General features: G+C 72.7%; 11 protein-coding genes, 3 tRNA genes and 1 pseudogene. 3 read left to right on the forward strand and 12 right to left on the reverse strand.

The genetic code is table 11. The features are described 5' to 3' along the window. Window positions 1-15: 15 nt before the first annotated feature. A complete protein-coding gene (locus tag ACFV1J_RS08980) occupies window positions 16-378 on the reverse strand; it encodes a cupin domain-containing protein (RefSeq protein ID WP_385856611.1) in 363 nt (120 codons plus the stop codon). Between the two features lie 290 nt (window positions 379-668). Here ACFV1J_RS08980 and ACFV1J_RS08985 point away from each other — a divergent pair, with 290 nt between their 5' ends. Then, complete coding sequence (locus ACFV1J_RS08985) at window positions 669-1,544, forward strand: glycosyltransferase family 2 protein (protein WP_385856612.1); 876 nt, start codon at window positions 669-671, stop codon at window positions 1,542-1,544. Window positions 1,545-1,942: 398 nt separating this feature from the next. Here ACFV1J_RS08985 and ACFV1J_RS08990 read toward each other — a convergent pair whose 3' ends face one another. The 4 genes from ACFV1J_RS08990 to ACFV1J_RS09005 form a co-directional block, all read right to left on the reverse strand. Continuing rightward, complete coding sequence (locus ACFV1J_RS08990) at window positions 1,943-2,173, reverse strand: hypothetical protein (RefSeq protein ID WP_385856614.1); 231 nt, start codon at window positions 2,171-2,173, stop codon at window positions 1,943-1,945. A 637-nt stretch (window positions 2,174-2,810) separates the two neighbouring features. Beyond that, window positions 2,811-2,887: transfer RNA gene (locus tag ACFV1J_RS08995), tRNA-Ile, on the reverse strand. Between the two features lie 180 nt (window positions 2,888-3,067). Then, window positions 3,068-3,140: transfer RNA gene (locus ACFV1J_RS09000), tRNA-Asn, on the reverse strand. A 5-nt stretch (window positions 3,141-3,145) separates the two neighbouring features. Next, a tRNA-Asn gene (locus ACFV1J_RS09005) sits at window positions 3,146-3,218 on the reverse strand. Window positions 3,219-3,438: 220 nt separating this feature from the next. On the opposite strand from ACFV1J_RS09005, the gene ACFV1J_RS09010 reads away from it, so the two are divergent. Both ACFV1J_RS09010 and ACFV1J_RS09015 read left to right on the forward strand, forming a co-directional pair. Beyond that, on the forward strand, window positions 3,439-3,738 hold the full coding sequence (locus ACFV1J_RS09010; RefSeq protein ID WP_030416956.1) for a hypothetical protein: 300 nt from the start codon (window positions 3,439-3,441) through the stop codon (window positions 3,736-3,738). A gap of 103 nt (window positions 3,739-3,841) precedes the next feature. Next, window positions 3,842-5,323: an FGGY family carbohydrate kinase gene (locus tag ACFV1J_RS09015; protein ID WP_385856615.1), complete on the forward strand. Its 1,482-nt coding sequence runs from the start codon at window positions 3,842-3,844 to the stop codon at window positions 5,321-5,323. A gap of 343 nt (window positions 5,324-5,666) precedes the next feature. Here the strand turns inward: ACFV1J_RS09015 and ACFV1J_RS09020 are convergent, their stop codons facing one another. The 7 genes and pseudogenes from ACFV1J_RS09020 to ACFV1J_RS09050 form a co-directional block, all read right to left on the reverse strand. Then, window positions 5,667-7,085, reverse strand: a complete 1,419-nt coding sequence (locus ACFV1J_RS09020) for an RNA polymerase sigma factor (RefSeq protein ID WP_385856616.1) — start codon at window positions 7,083-7,085, stop codon at window positions 5,667-5,669. Between the two features lie 460 nt (window positions 7,086-7,545). After that, window positions 7,546-9,468, reverse strand: a complete 1,923-nt coding sequence (gene dnaG, locus ACFV1J_RS09025) for a DNA primase (RefSeq protein ID WP_385856617.1) — start codon at window positions 9,466-9,468, stop codon at window positions 7,546-7,548. Between the two features lie 179 nt (window positions 9,469-9,647). Further along, window positions 9,648-10,682 carry a pyridoxal-phosphate dependent enzyme gene (locus tag ACFV1J_RS09030; protein WP_385856618.1) on the reverse strand — a complete coding sequence of 345 codons (1,035 nt, stop codon included), beginning with the start codon at window positions 10,680-10,682 and terminating at the stop codon, window positions 9,648-9,650. A gap of 9 nt (window positions 10,683-10,691) precedes the next feature. Next, a complete protein-coding gene (locus ACFV1J_RS09035) occupies window positions 10,692-11,957 on the reverse strand; it encodes an NAD(P)/FAD-dependent oxidoreductase (protein WP_385856619.1) in 1,266 nt (421 codons plus the stop codon). Window positions 11,958-12,240: 283 nt separating this feature from the next. Further along, on the reverse strand, window positions 12,241-13,554 hold the full coding sequence (locus ACFV1J_RS09040) for a deoxyguanosinetriphosphate triphosphohydrolase (protein WP_385856620.1): 1,314 nt from the start codon (window positions 13,552-13,554) through the stop codon (window positions 12,241-12,243). Continuing rightward, window positions 13,551-14,426 (reverse strand): sirohydrochlorin chelatase, encoded by an 876-nt coding sequence (locus tag ACFV1J_RS09045; protein ID WP_385856621.1) that lies wholly within the window; start codon window positions 14,424-14,426, stop codon window positions 13,551-13,553. Before ACFV1J_RS09045 ends, ACFV1J_RS09040 begins: the two co-directional genes overlap by 4 nt. 159 nt (window positions 14,427-14,585) lie before the next feature. Further along, window positions 14,586-15,602 (reverse strand): annotated as a pseudogene (locus tag ACFV1J_RS09050) (adenosine deaminase); the annotation flags it as partial. Window positions 15,603-15,611: the final 9 nt, after the last annotated feature.

Below are 15,611 nucleotides of genomic sequence, written 5' to 3' on the forward strand. Positions count from 1 at the left end.
CCCCGATCCGACGGCTCACCCACTCTCCTTCGCATAGTCCTTCGCCATACCGCCCGCGAAGTCGTACACCACGACCTGTTCGTCGCCGACCACCCAGGCGTCGTGACCGGCCGGGCAGACGAAGACGTCGCCGGGCCCGATCTCGGTCTCCGCGCCGTCGTTCATCCGCACGCGCAGCCGTCCCTGGACCACGAAGCCGTTGTGGTGGACCTCGCAGCTGTCGGTCCCGGCGATCGGCGACACCGACTCCGACCAGCGCCAGCCCGGCTCGAACGTGGCCACGGCGAAGTCCAGGCCGGTCAGATGCAGGGCCTCCAGGTGGCCCCGGGGAAAGTCCCGCCGCTCATCGGGCTTGTCGATCGGCTTGACCTCCATCATGAGGACTGCCTCCCTCCGCCCCCTGGTTGTTCCCGGATTTCCCCACCCCTTCCATCGTGCGCCCGCACTCCCCGGGACGAAATGTCGCCGTTCCGGTGCCGTGGCCCGCAGCCACCCCGCCCGACGGCTAGCATCCGGAACGATTCGCCCGGAACGCCCCACCCGAACCCTCCCGGAACGCCCCACCGGACCGCCCGGAACGACCCGCCGGAACCGCCCCGGAACGATCCACCGGTACGCCCCGAAGCGCCGGGGCCTCCGCGGAACCGCCGAGAACGGAGCCTCCTCCCGTGCCCCATCTGCGCGTAGGCGTCGCCATCCTCACCATGGGAAACCGCCCCGCCGAACTCCAGGCGCTGCTGGATTCCGTCGCCAAGCAGGACCTCGCGCCGGCCCACATCGTGGTCGTCGGGAACGGCTCGCCGCTGCCGCCCCTGCCGCACGGCGCCGTGGGGATCGAACTGAGCGAGAACCTCGGCGTCGCCGGCGGCAGAAACGTCGCCCTGGACGAACTGCGCAAGCTCGGGGACGTCGACCTGGTGGTCGACCTCGACGACGACGGCCTGCTGATCAGCCCCGACGTCTTCCGCCGGCTCACCGAACTGCACGCCGCCGACCCGAAGTTGGGCATCGTCAGCTTCCGCATCGCCGACGAGCGCGGCCGCACCCAGCGCCGGCACGTCCCCCGCCTACGGGTCGGCGACCCCGCGCGCGGCGGCCTGGTCACCACCTTCCTCGGCGGCGGCCACTCCCTCTCCCTGCGCATGCTGGACCGCATCGGCGGCTGGCCGGACGACTTCTTCTACGCCCACGAGGAGACCGATCTGGCCTGGCGGGCCCTGGACGACGGCTGGCACATCCGCTATGCCCCGGAGATCGTGCTGCAGCACCCGTACACCTCCCCCACCCGGCACGCGGTCTTCCACCGCATGGTCGCCCGCAACCGCGTCTGGCTCGCCAAACGCCACCTCCCGGCGCCCCTGGTGCCGCTCTACCTCGGCGTATGGGCCGCGCTGACCGCCGTCCGCAGCCGCTCGGTGGCAGGCCTACGGGCCTGGGCCGCCGGCTTCACCGAAGGCGTCCGCACCCCCTGCGGCCCCCGCCGCCCGATGCGCTGGCGCACCGTCTGGCGCATGACCCGCCTCGGCCGCCCCCCGGTCATCTGACGCCCGCCGCGGCCCCCGGCCGGAGCCCAGCACCAGCCGTCTGACCCGTGTGGCGGTTCGTGGCAGGAACGGGGCGGGCGTCGCCGTTGGCAGGAACGGGGCGGGCGTCGCCGTTGGACGCCCCTGTCGTCCGTCTTGGTCGCCCTGGGCGTAGGTGGCTCCCTCCAGCATCAGGTCGGCATCCTCCGAACCGACGTGGATGAGCTGGTGGCCTCCCTGTACCGACTGCAACAGGCCATCTGTCGTCGGGCCCGTCCGCCGCCGCCGGGCGGAACGCGATCGGCGCTGCCCGGACGCGTCGCCCAACGTCCGGCGGCCCGGCACGACGACAGGGGGCCGGCCCGTGCGGGCCGGCCCCCTGGGGTAGGAGGTCTTCGGGCGTCCAGCGGCTCGGATGGTCAGCCGATGATGATGACGCTGATTCCGTGGCCGTAGCCGAAGTGGTCGTAGCAGTCCCCACCCCAGCGCCAGTCGTCGTCGCAGCCCCATCCGTGGGCGGAGGCGTGGGTGGGTGCGGCCGCCGGTGCGGCGGCGGGAACCGCGCTGGCGGCGCCGGCTCCGGCGAGCACGAGGAAGGGCACGGTGCACAGTGCCGCGACTATGCGGTGGGACCTGATCTTCGCGCGCATGATCGCCCCTCTCGGGGTTGGTGCGTTGCCGATGCATCGGCATGTCGATGTGAGTTCCCCTGGCCTCACCACCGTGCGCCGGGAACGCGCGAGGCCCTGACGCACCGTAGGGAGGCGACATAGCAGGACTCGAAACCTGCTGCGCGGACATCGTTGCAACCTCAAGCAGATGTCACTTTCGAGCGTAAGCACGGCTCCCAGTGAGGTCAAACATGCCCTCTCCCCCCAGCTTCGGCCACGGTGCGGGGCCGGACGCGAGACACCCGGGCGGTGTCCGGTGGGTCGCCCTCCGGGTGAGCCGACGCTTCGAACGCCTGGTGGAGCCGTCCGGCCTGCCAACGGTCCGCCCGCACGATCTCCGGCGCGTCTCCGCGAGCCGTTCTCTGCTCCAGGGGAACGACATCGAGGTCGTCCAGAAGGCCGCTGAGGCACAGCTCGCGGCAGATCACTTCTCTTCCGCGGCCGGTGAGGAAGATCGAGCACCTGCTCAGGAAGCCGCACCGGGCCCTCGTGGCCCGGACGGGACCTCAGGCCCCCGTAGGGGACTCGGGATCTTGGTCTGGGCGAGGGACGGGACCACCACGCCGTGGCGGTGGACCCGTTCTCCCGGGCGAAGAGGGTCTCGCCCTGGGTGCTGTGGTGGGGCGGGTGGGACTCGAACCCACGGCCGACGGATTATGAGTCCGCTGCTCTAACCGGCTGAGCTACCGCCCCCTCACGGCGCGTCGCGCACATTTGTGCGCGCCGTCTGCCGCAGCATAGCCGCTCATACGATCTGCTGCCCGTGAGGGCTGCCGTTCCGCGACCACGCACGCCCAAGAGGACTTCGACCACCGGGGTTTCGGTTCCACGGCGCACGAAAAAGGGCCCCTTCCGGGACCCTTCCTCGATCTGCTCCCCCGACTGGACTCGAACCAGTAACCCTCCGGTTAACAGCCGAATGCTCTGCCAATTGAGCTACAGGGGATTGAGCTCCCCCGACTGGACTCGAACCAGTAACCTGCCGGTTAACAGCCGGCTGCTCTGCCAATTGAGCTACAGGGGATTGCTCCGTGTGCCTCGAATGCGTCGCTGTCCGGTTCTCCGGACGGCGGGCGCTCGCTGCGACACATACATTAGCGCAAGCAGGGGGGTGCTCCGCCAATCGGTATCGCCTCAGGTCACCTCGGGTGATCTCCGGCCCCGAAGGGTAGGCGCGCGGCACAGCCCGGCATCCCGGTGCGTACCGGCATCGGACGGGACCGATCACAGGGAAAGGTGGAGCGATGCGCTACCGGCTCACTTTCATCGCGGGACTGGCCACGGGATACGTGCTCGGCGCACGGGCCGGCCGGGAACGGTACGAGCAGCTCCGCAAGGCCGCCCAGCGGGTCACGCAGAATCCGGCGGTCCGTAACAGTGCCGAGTCGGTGGCACTGACCGGTCGGGACGCGGCGGCCAAGGCGTTCGGGAAGGTCTCGGCCAAGGTGGAGGACCGGCTTCCGGCGTCCGTGAGCGACCGGGTGCGTTCCCTGCGGGAGCAGCGTTCCGCCGACGAGGACGAGTGGGGCACCAGTAACACCTGAGGGGCGGGCCCCCGACGGGATCCGTAGCGGACAGCGGGCGGCGGCCCCCAGGGGCAAACCCTGACTCTTTCCCTATGCGTCCCATGGGGCATCATCTGGGGCCATGGGGATAGTCGCCGGATTGGACAGTTCGTCCGAGAGCACACGGATCGTCGTCTGTGACGCGGACACGGGCGCCGTCATCAGGCAGGGGTATGCCCCGCACCCGGTCGAGAAGGGACCGGACGCCGACCCTCAGGCATGGTTGATGTCGCTCGGGGAGGCCGCGGGGAACGGGCTGCTGGAGGGCGTACAGGCCATCGGGGTCACGGCACAGCAGCACGGGCTGCTGCCGCTGGACGCCGAGGGCAATCTCGTCCGGCCTGCGCTGGTCGGCAACGACAAGCGGGCCCAGAGCGCCGCGGCGGACCTGCTGGACTCACTGGGTGGCCGCACCGCCTGGGCGCAGGCCGTCGGGGCGGTGCCGCAGGCCGCGCACCCGGTGACCAAGCTGCGCTGGCTGGCGCGTACCGAGCCGGAGCACGCGGCCCGGGTCGCGGAGCTCATGCAGCCGCACGACTGGCTGGTCTGGCAGCTGCTGGGCCGGCCGGCGCGACGGACCACGGACCGGGGCGCGGCCTCCGGCACGGGTTACTGGTCGGCGGCGACCGCCTCGTACCGGCCGGATCTGGTCGAGCTGGCGCTGGGCCATCAGGTGCGGCTGCCGGAGGTGCTGGGTCCCTCCGGGACCGCCGGGTTCACCCCGGAGGGGCTGCTGATCTCGGCCGGTACGGGCGAGACCATGGCGGCCGCGTTCGGGCTGGGCGTCGGCGACGGGGACGCCGTGATGTCGCTGGGCGCCTCGGGGTCGGTGTTCGGGATCCATCACGAGGCGCTGGTCGACCCGAGCGGCACGATCACCTCGTTCGCCGACGCCACCGGACGGCATCTGCCGGTGGTGCACACCAGCAATGCGGTACGGGTGCTGCGGGGCACCGCGGAGATGCTGGGGACGGACCTCCAGGGCCTGTCCGACCTGGCACTGAAGTCGTCCCCCGGTGCGTACGGCATGGTCCTGCTGCCCTATCTGGAGGGCGAGCGGACGCCTCATCTGCCGCACACCGCCGGGTCGTTGCACGGGATACGGCGCGAGTCGATGAAGCCGGAGCATCTGGCGCGGGCCGCCGTCGAGGGCATGCTCTGCGGGCTCGCCGACGCGCTGGACGTGCTGCGCGGGCGGGGCGTGGCGGTGCGCCGGGTGTTCCTGCTGGGTGCGGCGGCGGAACTGGCCGCGGTGCAGACGGTCGCGCCGGCGGTGTTCGGGGTGCAGGTCGTGGTGCCGCAGCCGGCCGAGTACGCGGCGCTGGGCGCGGCCCGGCAGGCGGCCTGGGCGTGGGGGGTGGCGCACGGCACGCTCGCGCCGGCCGCCGGGGCACCGGCCGCACCGGGCGGCGGGTCCCCCTGGGTCGACCCGCCGCAGTGGCCGGCCGCCGCGAGCCAGGTCTTCGAACCGGGCGAGGAACTGCCGGTCGGCCAGGCCGTGCGTCAGCAGTACACGGCGGTGCGGGACGAGACCCATCCTGGGGCGTTCCAGTGGGAGGGGTGAGGGCGAGGCGTACGGGGAGGCGTGAGGGAGAGGCGTAAGGGGGAGGCGTGAGGGGGCATGCCCTAGGTCCATGGACCCTAGGGGCGGGCCGAACAGATCCCGTAGGGGATGCGAGCGCCCCCTGCGGGGCCACAACGGGGTGGGGGCGGGCGGTATTCCCACGGTTCACCGACTGAGCGACAAGCGGTTCGCCGACTGATTGACGAGCGGGACTCCGACTGAACCACGAGCGGTACACCGACTGATCGACGAGCGGGACACCGGCTGAACCACGAGGCGCCGCCCGGGGCCTTCCGGCGGGACCCCGGTGGAAAGCCCTACGCCCTGTCCGATGGGTCGGGCCCTAGTCCAGGTAGCCGCGGAGTTGGTCGGCGAAGGCGTGGTCGCGGAGTTTGTTGAGGGTCTTTGACTCGATCTGCCGTATCCGTTCGCGGGTGACGCCGAAGATTCGGCCGATCTCCTCCAGCGTGCGGGGGCGGCCGTCGGCCAGGCCGTAACGGAGCTGGACGACCTTGCGTTCGCGTTCGCCGAGGGTGGACAGCACCGCGTCGAGGTGCTCGCGGAGCAGCAGGAACGCGGCGGATTCGACGGGTGAGGCGGCGTCGCCGTCCTCGATGAGGTCGCCGAGGGCGACGTCCTCCTCCTCGCCGACCGGGGCGTGCAGCGAGACCGGTTCCTGGGCCAGCCGGAGCACCTCGCTGACGCGTTCCTCGGTCAGGTCGAGATGGACGGCGACCTCCTCGGGGGTCGGTTCGTAGCCCCGTTCCTGGAGCATCCGGCGCTGGACCCGCACCACGCGGTTGATCAGCTCGACGACGTGGACCGGGACGCGGATGGTTCTGGCCTGGTCGGCGAGGGCCCGGGACATCGCCTGGCGGATCCACCACGTGGCGTAGGTGGAGAACTTGTAGCCGCGGGCGTAGTCGAACTTCTCCACGGCGCGGATCAGCCCGAGGTTGCCCTCCTGGACGAGGTCGAGCATGGTCAGGCCGCGGCCGACGTAGCGCTTGGCGACGGAGACCACCAGGCGCAGGTTGGCCTCGATGAGCCGGCGTTTGGCCATCCGGCCGAGGACCACCAACTTGTCGAGGTCATAGGCGAGTTGGGAGGAGAGGTCGGGGGTGCTGGTGAGCTTCTCCTCGGCGAACAGACCGGCCTCGACGCGGCGGGCGAGCTCGACCTCCTCGGCGGCGGTGAGCAGCGGGATCCGGCCGATCTCGCGCAGGTACTGGCGGAAGAGGTCGGAGGAGGGGCCGGTGCTCGTGTCGGCGCGGGGCGGGGTGCCGGGCTCGGATTCGGACTCGGACTCGGACTCGGACTCCGGTTCTGCGTCTGCTTTCGCTTCCCCCTCTGCGTCTGCTTTCGCTTTGGCGTCCGCTTCCGGTTCGGCTTCCGCTTGCGCTTCTGCGCCTGGCCTCGTTTCTGCGTCTACTGCTGCCTCTGGGGAGAGGGCCGGTCCGTGCTTCGGGTCGGGGGCGGGCTCGGGACGGAGGGCGTCCGGGGTGAGGGTCAGGAGCATTTCGGCGGCGGGGGGTTCGGCCTGCTGCGGGACGGTGAGGGGCTCGGCGGGCGGATCGAGCAGCGTCCCGGCGGCCGACTCCGCGGCAGGTGGCGCGACGGGCGGCGGGAGTTGCGGGGCGGCGGCCAGCGCGTCGGCGAGGGTCTGGGTCTGCACGGGGGCGACCTCCAGGGTGATCGCAGCTGTGGCGGCAGAAAGGCCGGGTACGGTTGCGGCCGAGCCGCCGTCCGTCCCGTACGTCAAGAGCGGTTCCGCGGGGGTTTCCGGTGGCGTACGACCGGACCCGCCGCGCTCCGAGGACTCAGGCACCGCTTCTCAGTGTGGAGTACGACACAGTCCCGCCACGAGGGGCGTGCGACCACTTTTTGAGTCCGGTCCGTGACCGGACGGCTACCGCGGGGTGTTACGGGGTGCGGGAGAGGCGGAGGCGCCGGGGAAGGTGGCGGCGGGGCTGGCGGGTGGCGGCGGGGGGAAGGGTGTGGCGAGGGGGCGGGATCCGGGGCCCTAGCTAGGGGGCGGTCGAACGGTTCCCGTAAGGGTCGCGAGGGCCCCCTGCGGGGCCACAACGCGGCGCGGCGGGTGGGGTATTCCGTGGGTGGGGTATTCCGGGCGGGGAGTATTCCGAACGTGGCCGCGTCTTGACCTGCAGGGTTTACGGCACCCCGCAGCCGCGTCGCTTACAGCGCCACACAGCCGCGTTCTCCTACAGCGCCGCGTAGCCGCGTTCGCGGAGGGATTGGCCGTATTGCTGGAGGACCCAGAGTTCGTTCTGGACGGCGGCCAGGTGTTCGGGGTCGGCGCGGGGGCCGAGGCGCTGGAGGGTGCCGCGGATTTCGGTGACGCGTCGGTTGACGGCGGCGAGGCGGACCGTGACCAACTGGACGCCGGCGTAGGCCTCGTCGGGGTCGCGGCGGGTGTGCAGGGGCTCGACGGCGAGTTCGGTGATCATGGCGCGGACGGTGTCGTCGGGGGCGGCCTCGCGTACCCGCGCGATGTAGCCGTTGTCGGCGGCGCCGGCCGTGGCGCCGCCGGCCTCCTCGATGCACTGGCGGACCACGGCGTAGGGCGGCGCGGTGAACTCGTCGGCGCCGTAGGCGTCGAAGGCCGGGGAGACCAGGTCGGGGCGCTGCAGGGCGAGCTTGAGCAGTTCCCGCTCGACGCGGTGGGCGGGGCTGCGGAGGTTGAGCGCGGGGCCGCGCGGGGCGGCCGGGCGGGGCGGCTCGGAGGCCGCCGGGGCGGCGCCGGGGCGGGAGCGGCGGCCCTGGTCGGGGCCGGTGCCGTCGCGGCCGCGTTCGCGGGCCCAGCGGGCGAGCTGGGCGACCCGCTTGACCACGAACTGGGTGTCCAGGATGCCGAGCATGCCGGCGAGCTGGACGGCGGATTCGTGCTGGATGGAGCTGTTCTTGATGTGGGCGACGATGGGCGCGGCCTCGTCGAGGGCGGCGGCGCGGCCGACGGCGGTGTCGAGGTTGTGCCGGGAGACGACGTGCCGCAGGGCGAACTCGAAGAGCGGCGTACGGGACTCGACGAGGTCGGCGACGGCGTCGTCGCCCTTGTGGAGCCGCAGGTCGCAGGGGTCCATGCCGCCGGGGGTGATGGCGATGGAGGTCTGCGCGGCGAACTTCTGGTCGTCCTCGAAGGCGCGCAGGGCGGCCTTCTGGCCCGCGGCGTCGCCGTCGAAGGTGAAGACGACCTCGGAGCCGGAGTTGTCCATCAGCAGCCGGCGGAGGATCTTGATGTGGCCCTCGCCGAAGGACGTGCCGCAGGTGGCGATGGCGGTGGTGACGCCGGCCAGGTGGCAGGCCATGACGTCGGTGTAGCCCTCGACGACCACGGCGCGGTTGCCCTTGGCGATCTCCTTCTTGGCGAGGTCGATGCCGTAGAGGACCTGGGACTTGCGGTAGAGGGGGGTCTCGGGGGTGTTGAGGTACTTGGGGCCGTTGTCGTCGTCGCGGAGCTTGCGGGCGCCGAAGCCGACGACCTCGCCGGCGATGTCGCGGATCGGCCACATCAGGCGGCCGCGGAAGCGGTCGATGGGCTTGCCGCTGCGGCTGTCCTGGGCGAGGCCGGAGAGGATCAGCTCCTTGTCGCTGAAGCCGCGGCCGCGCAGGAAGCGCGTGAGGTGGTCCCAGCCGGCCGGGCTGTAGCCGACGCCGAAGTGCTGGGCGGCGGCCTGGTCGAAGCCGCGCTCGGCGAGGAACCGGCGGCCGATCTCGGCCTCGGGGCTGTCGAGCTGTTCGACGTAGAACTGGGCGGCGGCCTTGTGGGCCTCCACCAGGCGGGTGCGCTCGCCCTGCTGGCGGCCGGGGGTGTAGCCGCCCTCTTCGTAGCGCAGGGTGATGCCGGCCTGGGAGGCGAGGCGCTCGATGGTCTCGGCGAAGGAGAGGTGGTCGAGCTTCATGATGAAGTCGACGGTGTCGCCGCCCTCCTGGCAGCCGAAGCAGTGGTAGAGGCCCTTGGCGGGGCTGACGTGGAAGGACGGGGACTTCTCGTCGTGGAAGGGGCAGAGGCCCTTGAGGTTGCCGCCGCCGGCGTTGCGGAGCTGGAGGTACTCGGACACGACGGCGTCGATCGGGACCGCGTCCCGTACCGCCTTCACATCGTCATCGTTGATCCTGCCTGCCACGCGTGAATTCTACGGCCGGGGTCGGACAGTCCTGCCCGCGCCGGCGTCGCGGCCCGGGTCGGACGCTTCCGGTCGAGCCGGCGTCGCGGTCGGCGGCCCGGCCGTGGTGCGGCGGGCATCGGCCCAGGTCACCGCGGTGGATCGGTTCGTTCCGGACCGTGGTCGGGCCGTTCTCCGCGTCATCCGTCCGCGCCCGCCATCACCGCCAGGAACCGTTCGAGGCCGATGTTGCCGCCGGAGATGATCACGCCGGTGCGGGGCGGGAGCGGGCCGGCCCGGCCGGTGAGGAGGGCGGCCAGGGCGCTGGCGCCGCTGGGCTCGGTGACGATCTTCAGCCGTTCGAAGGCGAACGTCATGGCGGCGCGGATCTCGTCGTCGCTCACCAGGACCACCGAGTCGATGAGCCGCTGGTTGATCGCGAAGGTCAGGGCGCCGGGGGTGTCGACGGCCTGGCCGTCGGCGATGGTGCGCGGGACGGGGATGGTGACGGGGTGGCCGGCGGCCAGTGAGCGCCGGGTGTCGTCGCCGGCCTCCGGCTCGACACCGATCATGCGGATGCCGGGGGCGAGCGCGGTGGCCGCGGTGGCCGAGCCGGCCATCAGGCCACCGCCTCCGACGGGCACCAGGAGCGCGTCGAGCGGGCCGGTCTCCTCCAGCAGTTCCAGTGCGGCGGTGCCCTGCCCGGCGATGATGTGCGGGTGCTCGTACGGCGGGATCAGGGCCAGCCCGCGGTCCTCGGCGAGTTCCTGGGCGAGGGCGGCGCGGTCGCCGGTGTAGCGGTCGTAGCGGATGATCTCGGCGCCGTAGCCGGCGGTGGCGTCCGCCTTGGAGCGCGGGGAGTCCTCGGGCATCACGATGACGGCGTGGCTGCCCAGTTCGCGGGCGGCCAGGGCGACGGCCTGGGCGTGGTTGCCGGAGGAGTACGCGACCACTCCCCGGGCGAGCTGTTCGGGGGAGAGCCGGGAGAGGGCGTGGTAGGCGCCGCGGAACTTGAAGGCGCCGATGCGCTGGAAGTTCTCGCACTTGAGGTGGGCCTCGGTGCCGGCCAGCGCGTCGAGGGTGCGGGAGCGCAGGACGGGTGTGCGGTGGGCCACGCCCGCCAGCCGCCGGGCGGCGTCCCGAACGTCGTCGAGGGTGACGGTGTCCGGGGCGCCGGGACCGGTGGGGCGGGGGTGGTCGCCGTGGCCGCTGGGGCCGCTGGGGCGCTGCGTCATACGCGCACGCTACGGGAGCAGCGAGGCGAGCGGAACCTCCGGATCGGCCAGTGCGGCGGGCTCCAACGGGGCAGCGCTGCGGATCAGTTGCTGGATGGTGTCGGCGACGTCCCAGACATTGACGTTCATGCCCGCCAGCAGCCGGCCGTCGGCGGCGAGCCAGAAGGCGAGGAACTCCCGCTTGGCGACGTCGCCGCGGCAGACGACCTGGGCGTACGTGCCGGGCGGGGCGTAGCCGGAGTACTCCATTCCGACGTCGTACTGGTCGGAGAAGAAGTACGGGACGCGGTCGTAGCTGATGTCCTGGCCGAGCATGGCGCGGGCGGCGGCCGGGCCGCCGTTGAGGGCGTTGGCCCAGTGTTCGACCCGGATGCGGGTGTCGAGGAGGGGGTGGTCGGCGGCGGCGACGTCACCGGCGGCGTAGACGTACGGGTCGGAGGTGCGCAGCGCCGCGTCGACGGCGATGCCGCCGCCGGCGCGGGGGTCGGCGAGGTCGAGGCCGGCCTGTTCGGCGAGGGCGGTGCGCGGTGCGGCGCCGATGGCGGCGAGCACGTCGTGGGCGGGGTGTTCCTCGCCGTCGTCGGTGCGGACGGCGAGGACCATGCCGTCCTGGCCGACGATTTCGGTGAGGCGGGCGCCGAAGTGGAAGCGGACGCCGTGTTCGCGGTGCAGGTCGGTGAAGAGGGCGCCGAGTTCGGGGCCGAGGATGCCGTGCAGGGCGGTGGGTGCGGGTTCGACGATGGTGACCTCGGCGCCGTAGGAGCGGGCCGCGGCGGCGACCTCCAGGCCGATCCAGCCCGCCCCCGCAATCACCAGCTGCCCGTTTTCACGGCCGAGGGAGGCCAGGACGCCGCGCAGCCGTTCGGCGTGGGCGAGGCGGCGCAGGTGGTGCACGCCGGCCAGGCCGGTGCCGGGGATGTCCAGGCGGCGCGGTTCGGCGCCGGTGGCCAGCAGCAGTTTGTCGTAGGCGATGAGGGTGCCGTCGCCCAGGCGGACGGTCCGGCCGGCCGGGTCCAGGTGGACGGCGGGCTGGCCCAGGTGGAGCTCGATGTGCGCCTGGGCGTACCAGGCGGGTTCGTGGATGAAGACGCTGTCGCGCTCCTCCTTGCCGAGCAGGTACCCCTTGGAGAGCGGCGGGCGCTCGTACGGGTGGTCGCGCTCGTCACAGATGAGGATCACCCGGCCGGTGAAGCCCTCGGAGCGGAGCGTCTCCGCGGCCTTCGCCCCGGCCAGGCCACCCCCGACGATGACGAACGTCTGGTGTGCGTCGACCACTTGCTTCCTCCTCGTTGCGGTGCCGTACGTCCGCGTCCGCGTCCGTAAACGCCCCCGATGTGCCGCCGGTGTGGTGGTTCCGGTGTGCCTTCCCCCGTGTGCTGACCGGTGTGCTGTCCCGATGCGCGGTCCCGATGCGCCGTCCCGGTGTGCTTTCCCGGTGTGCTTTCCCTGTTAGATGTGTGCGGTGTTGGCGGGGTTCTCTGTGTGCGCCGTTCGAAAACGGTCGGGTTCGAGCGTCCCGCACGGAGCGTGAGGGGGGAAGAGGGGCTTCCCCCTAGGGTCACCCTGGGTTGCCCCGCGCGTTACCGGGGCGTCGGGTGAGACGGGCGTGCAGGGAGCGGGCCGTCGTGTCCGTCAGGGCGGCGATCTGGTCGATGACGGCCCGCATCCGCGCGGTGTCGTCGGGGGCCGCCTCGAAGAGCGAACGGAACTGGGGATCAAGGCCGTCGGGGGCGCGGGCGAGCAGTGCCTCGGCGAGTTCGGCGATGACCACGCGCTGGTCGGCGCGGAGCGCCTCCTGGTCCGGGCGCTGCATCACGTACCGGTCGGCGACCGCTTTCAAAACGGCGCATTCGAGCCGGGTTTCGGCCGGAACCACCAGCTCCGCGCCGTAGCGGGTGAGCCGGCCGCTCCCCCACCGGGCCCGCGTCGCGCCCTCCGCGGCGAGGCAGAAGCGGCCGATCAGCTGGCTGGTGGCGTCCTTGAGGCGGGCCTGGGCGAGCGCGCTGCCGTCGTAGCCGTGCGGCCACCACTCCTGCTCCAGCAGGCGGTCCAGCGCCGCGGCCAGCTCCTCGGGTCCGGCGCCCGGGGCGTAGCGCTCGGCGGCGACCGCGAAGATCTCGGCGCGTTCGGGGTCGGCGAGCAGGACGTTGGGGTCGAGATGCCCGGCGTGCAGCCCGTCCTCGACGTCGTGCACCGAATACGCCACGTCGTCGGACCAGTCCATGACCTGCGCCTCGAAGCTGCGGGCCGCGTCGGGCGCGTCCTGCCGCAACCAGGCGAACACCGGCCGGTCGTCCTCGTAGACCCCGAACTTCGGGGAGCCCGGGTCGGCGGGGTGCGCACCGCGCGGCCAGGGGTACTTGGTGGCGGCGTCGAGCGCGGCGCGGGTGAGGTTGAGGCCGACGCTGAGCACCGAACCGTCCGGTGCGGGCACGAACCGCTTGGGCTCCAGACGGGCCAGCAGCCGCAGGGACTGGGCGTTGCCCTCGAAGCCGCCGCAGGGCGCGGCGACTTCGTTGAGGGCCTGTTCGCCGTTGTGCCCGAAAGGCGGGTGGCCGAGGTCGTGCGCCAGACAGGCGGTCTCGACCAGGTCGGGGTCGCAGCCGAGGGCGGCGCCCAGTTCGCGGCCGACCTGGGCGCACTCCAGGGAGTGGGTCAGCCGGGTGCGCGGGCTGGCGTCCCAGGCGTGGGTGAGCGTGCCGGGGGTGACGACCTGGGTCTTTCCGGCCAGTCTGCGCAGCGCGGCGGAGTGCAGCACCCGGGCGCGGTCACGCTGGAAGGCGGTGCGCCCCGGGCGTTTGTCGGGCTCGGTGACCCAGCGTTCGGTATCGGCCGCGGTGTAGCCGGTGATGGTCGGTGGTGTGCCCGTCATACAGCGACGGTAGCCGCCCTGATGCTCTCGGGGTCGGATCCGGTGCGCCCGAGGAGCGCCTGGTCGTAGCGGTGCAGTACGAGGCGGGCCAGCGCGGGGTGGTCGCCCAGGGGCGCGGCGGCGATGCCGGGGGCGCCGGCCGCGCACTGGGTGGCGAAGCGGCCGGGGGCGGTGAAGCAGCTGGCCAGCGCGATCCGCTCGTGGCCGTCGGCGGTCAGCGTACGGACGGCTTCGGCGACGGTCGGGGCGGCGGCGGACGCGTAGGCGGGGACGACGGGGAGGCCGCCGAGGCGGGCGGAGAGGAGCCGGGCGGTGCACTCGGTGTCCCGGGCGGAGCGGGCGGCCCGGGAGCCCGCGGCGGCCAGGACCACGGCCGTGCTCCCCCCGGCGGCGCCGGCCTCCAGCAGCCGGCCGTGCAGCGCCTCGGCGAGGAGCGGGTGCGGGCCGAGCGGTGCGGCGATCCGGCCGGTCAGATGGGGTGCGGCCGCCAGGGCGGCGGGCAGGTCGTGGGTGACGTGGTAGCCGTGGCCGAAAAGCAGCGGGACGAGCACGGCGTCGCCGCGGAGGTCGGTGAGGGTGTCGGCGAGCAGCGGGCGGTTGAGCTCGATGTGGCCGAGGCGTACCGGCAGGCCGGGGCGGAGCGCACGGACCCGGTCCAGGAGCGCGCGGACGGCCGGCAGGGCGCGCGGGTCCCGGCTGCCGTGCGCGACGGCGACGAGGGTGGGCGCGGCCGGGCGCGGTGTGCGGAAGCCGTACAGCCGGACCGTGCGGAGCTGGCTGCTGAGCTGGGCGGTGATCTCGGCGGCGAGGTCCCCCGCACCGAGCGGCGCGGGGGAGGCGGAGGCGGAGGGCTGCGGTATCGGCACCGTCATGATCCGAGCGTGGCAGCCGGGCGTTGCGCCGCCGTTTCCCCGCTGGGAACTCCGTGTTCCGATCGACTGCCGCCGCCGCTACGCCCCGTGTGCGCCGCCCTCCCCGGCGGCCCCTCCGGATGCGCCGGATTCCGCGCCCGTTTCCTTGGCGGCCACCTCGTGCGCGTCGATCTCCTTCAGGTAGCGCTCGCGCGTCGGCTCGTCCAGGAAGGACGCGCGGAAGGAGTTGCGGGCGAGCCTGCGCAGGGTCGCGTCGTCGAGGCCGAGGGCATCGCGTACGGCGGTGAAGTTGTCGTCCGCGTAACCGCCGAAGTACGCGGGGTCATCGGAGTTGACGGTCACCAGCAGCCCGGCGTCCAGCATCGCGGGCAGCGGGTGATCGGCGAGGTCGTCGACCACCCGCAGGCGGAGGTTCGACAGCGGGCAGACCGTGAGCGGCACCTGGTCCGCCACCAGGCGGGCGACCAGCCGCTCGTCCTCCATGGACCGCACCCCGTGGTCGATCCGGTCCACGCCGAGGACGTCCAGGGCCTCCCAGACGTACGCCGGCGGGCCCTCCTCGCCCGCGTGCGCCACGCACTTGAGCCCGGCCTCCCTCGCCAGCGCGAAGACCTCCCGGAACTTCACCGGCGGATGCCCGACCTCGGCCGAGTCCAGCCCGACGGCGGTGATCCGGTGTAGGTACGGGCGGGCCGCCTCGAAGGTGGCCAGGGCCGATTCGGCGCTCTCGTCCCGCAGGAAGCACATGATCAGCCGGGTGCTGATGCCGTACGTCTCCTCGGCGGCGTCCAGCGCCCGGGCCAGGCCGTCGATCACCGTGCCGATCGCGACCCCGCGCGAGGTGTGCGCCTGCGGGTCGAAGAAGATCTCGGCGTGCCGTACGCCCTGCTCCTTGGCGCGGGCGAGGTAGGCGTGCGCGAGGTCGGCGAAGTCGTCCTCGGTGCGCAGCACGGCCATCAGCGCGTAGTACAGGTCCAGGAAGGACTGCAGGTCCGCGAAGGAGTAGGCGCGGCGCAGCTCGTCCTCGGTGGCGTACGGCAGCCGCACGCCGTTGCGCCGGGCGAGCGCGAAGGCCAGTCCGGGCTCCAGCGTGCCCTCGATGTGCAGGTGCAGTTCCGCCTTGGGCAGCGGCCCGGGGGCCGGCCGGTCGGTGGAGGGGTTCGGGGAGGAAGCCACGCGGTCAGA

Source organism: Streptomyces sp. NPDC059649, from assembly GCF_042734445.1.
Taxonomy (GTDB): Bacteria; Actinomycetota; Actinomycetes; order Streptomycetales; family Streptomycetaceae; genus Streptomyces.

Excerpts from the sequence above, each read along its gene's own strand:
- ACFV1J_RS09010 (WP_030416956.1), top strand. The coding sequence starts at position 3,439 with ATGCGCTACCGGCTCACTTTCATCGCGGGACTGGCCACGGGATACGTG.
- ACFV1J_RS09015 (WP_385856615.1), top strand. The coding sequence starts at position 3,842 with ATGGGGATAGTCGCCGGATTGGACAGTTCGTCCGAGAGCACACGGATC.
- ACFV1J_RS09045 (WP_385856621.1), bottom strand. The coding sequence starts at position 14,426 with ATGACGGTGCCGATACCGCAGCCCTCCGCCTCCGCCTCCCCCGCGCCG.
- ACFV1J_RS09030 (WP_385856618.1), bottom strand. The coding sequence starts at position 10,682 with ATGACGCAGCGCCCCAGCGGCCCCAGCGGCCACGGCGACCACCCCCGC.
- ACFV1J_RS09040 (WP_385856620.1), bottom strand. The coding sequence starts at position 13,554 with ATGACGGGCACACCACCGACCATCACCGGCTACACCGCGGCCGATACC.
- ACFV1J_RS08990 (WP_385856614.1), bottom strand. The coding sequence starts at position 2,173 with ATGCGCGCGAAGATCAGGTCCCACCGCATAGTCGCGGCACTGTGCACC.
- ACFV1J_RS08980 (WP_385856611.1), bottom strand. The coding sequence starts at position 378 with ATGATGGAGGTCAAGCCGATCGACAAGCCCGATGAGCGGCGGGACTTT.